Here is a 3,309-nt window from a genome sequence, read left to right as displayed (position 1 = left end):
TTGGTAATAAGCATAGGTTTGATAAAATATTTTATGTAAATAAATCCGTCATTATCTTTATAGCCGATATCACCGGTATAAAGCCAGCCGTTACGTAACATCTGGTTGGTTTTTTCAGGCTGGCGGTAAATTCCGTCCATCACAGGCCCACGGATAATTATCTCTCCCGCCTGAGACGGCGCTAACAGTTTGCCGGCCGAATCCACCACTTCCAGCTCAAACCCGCCAAGCACTTTGCCTACTGAGCAAGGCTTACCGCTTCTATCCAGAGGTTGGCAGGTTACATGAGAAGTAGATTCAGTAAGGCCGTAAAAATCCACCAGGTCTTTATCCAGTAAAACTCTGTATGACAGCACCAGTTCCGGAGGCAAAGGTGCACCGGCACTGCCGCACAATCTTAGTGAAGCCAGATTGTATTCAGAGGAATTTTCCCGCAGGTGGCGAACCAGCATGGCATGAATGAAAGGAACACCCAGAAATACTGTAATGCTTTCTTTTTCAATAGTCTTTAAGAGGCAGTCTACAGAAACACCTGAGAGCATTATGACACTCCCGCCGCTGAATATAGTACCCAGCATAACCACCACCAGCCCTATTATATGATGCAGAGGCAGAGCAAACAGGATAACCCTGTCTTTGTTGCTTTGCCCAAACCCGCCGGCAGATATTGCTGCCGTCCTGACCAGATTTGATTGGCTTATCATCACACCTTGCGGGCGTAACTGGGCTGCCGAGGTATAGGCTATATGGGCAGTCTGAGTTTCTGGCACGTCAAACTCAAAGGGCATTGCAGGTACATTTGCCAGAAAATTTTTTAATAAAACTATGTCCGGATAACTGCTGTCTTCCAGACTGATATAATGCTGTATAAAACCTAATTCAGACTGGTGGTGATGCAAAATATTCAGTCCATCTGTTTGACAAACCAATACCTTGGGCTGGCAATCATCAAGCAGGGCTTTAAGCTCCGGCCATTTGTATTTTGGGTCAAGCGGCACGGCCACAGCCCCTATTTTGACTATACCAAAATAAAAATATATAAATTCAAGGCAGTTTGGTATCAGGAGTGCCACCCGCTCACCCGCAAGTGCCCCCAGACGGGTAAGTGCCCACGCATAACAGTCAGAAATCCTGTCCAGCTCTGCATAGGTAATATTTTTATCTTCAAATTTCAGGGCCACAGCCTCAGGACAGGCCGCAACTACTTCTGAAAGCCTATCAGCAAGATTCAAATGTCACCACCGAACATATATTGTTTGAAGCATTTGGATGAGCCAGTGTACCAGATTTTATATTTTGTATCAATTTTTTAATATCATTCATTTATTCCAATTAGGCCAAATCAGCTTGACAAGCAGTCTATGAGTGATTAATATTTACCTAATTGAATATCTAAAGGCTATGAACAAGACTAGTAAATTTCAAGCGAAGCTAAGAGAGCCGGGCAAGGTGTGAGCCGGTGCTGACGCAGGGATTGAATGGACTTGGGAGCCGCAAACCGAACGGTTTATCCAAGTAGGCTTTGCCGCAGGGGAAGCGTTAAAGTATCCCAAGGTATAAGGGGGTTACCCCAAGTACCTGTTAAAGATGGCCGGTATTTTATGATTCCGGCTAATTAGGGTGGTACCGCGGAAGTAAACCTTCTGCCCCTTTCAGGGCAGAGGGTTTTTTGTTGTCCCTGCCCCAAAAACGCCTGATACGGCTAAGGAGGCTTTAGATGAACTGGGGCTGACTGGCACAGGGTAAACAGGTAATTAATCAAGGCTAAACAGGTATTAAAATAACGTCAAGGAGAACAGAAATGGTTCAAACCAAGTTCATACTGCAGGAAAAGGATATGCCTCAGGTCTGGTACAATATCCAGCCTGATTTGCCCGTACCGCTGCCTCCCGTTTTGCATCCGGGCACCGGCAAGCCGGTCACTCCGGCTGATATGGAAGCTATATTCCCTATGAACCTTATCATGCAGGAGTTCAGCCCCGAAAGGCATATACCCATCCCGGAAGAACTGTTGGAACTATATAAAATCTGGCGGCCAACCCCTCTTTACCGTGCCCACCGGCTGGAAAAGGCTTTGCAGACTCCGGCTAAAATCTTTTACAAACTGGAAGATGTCAGCCCGGCCGGTTCACACAAACCCAATACTGCCCTGGCTCAGGCTTATTACAATAAACAAGCCGGCATAAAGCGGATTTCCACCGAAACCGGCGCCGGACAATGGGGTTCTTCTCTGGCTATGGCTTGCAAATTCTTTGACATAGAGTGCAAGGTCTATATGGTAAAGGTAAGCTACAATATGAAACCTTACCGCCGCATTATGATGGAAACCTGGGGTGCCTCTGTCGTACCCAGCCCCAGCCCGGATACCCGAATAGGCCGTGAGATACTGGAACGTGACCCCGAATGCCCCGGCAGTTTGGGTATTGCCATAAGTGAAGCTGTGGAAGATGCTGTAACCCATCCCGGCACCAAGTATGCTCTGGGTAGTGTACTTAACCATGTACTCCTTCACCAGACTATTATCGGTCAGGAAGCTAAAAAGCAGATGGCCATGGCAGACTGCTACCCTGATATTGTTATTGGCTGTGTTGGCGGCGGTTCAAACTTTGGCGGTATCGCTATACCCTTTGTGGAAGACAAACTGAACGGTACTCACAAGGATACCCGCATTTTGGCAGTTGAGCCCGCCAGCTGTCCTTCACTGACCAAGGGTCTGGACGCCTATGACTTCGGAGACGAAGCCGGTATGACCCCTATGATGAAAATGTTTACGCTGGGTCACCAGTTTATGCCACCTCCGGTACATGCCGGCGGGTTGCGGTATCACGGCATGTCTCCCCTGCTGTCTCACCTCAGCCGCCTGAAGCTGATTGAGGCTACAGCGGTTCAGCAGATAGAGACCTTTGAAGCGGGCATGCAGTTTGCCCGGACTGAAGGCTTCATAAGCGCACCTGAAACCAACCATGCCATCAGGGCTACAATTGATGAAGCCCTGAAATGCCGCGAAACCGGCGAAGCCAAGACTATTCTCTTCTGCCACAGCGGTCACGGCCACGTGGACATGGCTTCTTACGACCTGTACCTGCGGGGCAAGCTCAGTAACTACGAATACCCGGCAGAACTGGTAAAAGAGGCTCAGAAGGGTTTGCCTAAAGTCAACGTCTAGGTAAAAACGGCATACTATGTCTTTTAAGCGGGAGGGGAATATCACCCCTCCCGCTTGTTTATCAATAATTTTTTCACAATTTCCTGCTATAATAAAATCAATACTCCATACAGGAAGAGGCAATGAAAAAACTTTTCAAAAAT

The 3,309-nt window shown here is 47.7% G+C and carries 2 protein-coding genes and 1 other annotated feature; of the genes, one reads left to right on the top strand and one right to left on the bottom strand.

Annotated features, from left to right (window positions below; genetic code table 11):
* Window positions 1–1,232 (bottom strand): class I adenylate-forming enzyme family protein (locus WC259_RS08180; protein ID WP_372644220.1); only part of this gene is annotated, 1,232 nt, incomplete at its 3' end.
* Window positions 1,233–1,392: 160 nt separating this feature from the next.
* Window positions 1,393–1,654 (top strand) — a binding site (T-box leader).
* A 147-nt stretch (window positions 1,655–1,801) separates the two neighbouring features.
* On the opposite strand from WC259_RS08180, the gene WC259_RS08175 reads away from it, so the two are divergent.
* Window positions 1,802–3,166: a TrpB-like pyridoxal phosphate-dependent enzyme gene (locus WC259_RS08175; protein WP_015407093.1), complete on the top strand. Its 1,365-nt coding sequence runs from the start codon at window positions 1,802–1,804 to the stop codon at window positions 3,164–3,166.
* Window positions 3,167–3,309: the final 143 nt, after the last annotated feature.

The sequence above is a fragment of the Dehalococcoides sp. genome (assembly GCF_041654235.1).
GTDB classification, from domain to species: domain Bacteria; phylum Chloroflexota; class Dehalococcoidia; order Dehalococcoidales; family Dehalococcoidaceae; genus Dehalococcoides; species Dehalococcoides mccartyi_B.
Note: the sequence above shows the minus strand (reverse complement) of the source record. Positions and strands in the feature narration are given on the sequence as shown.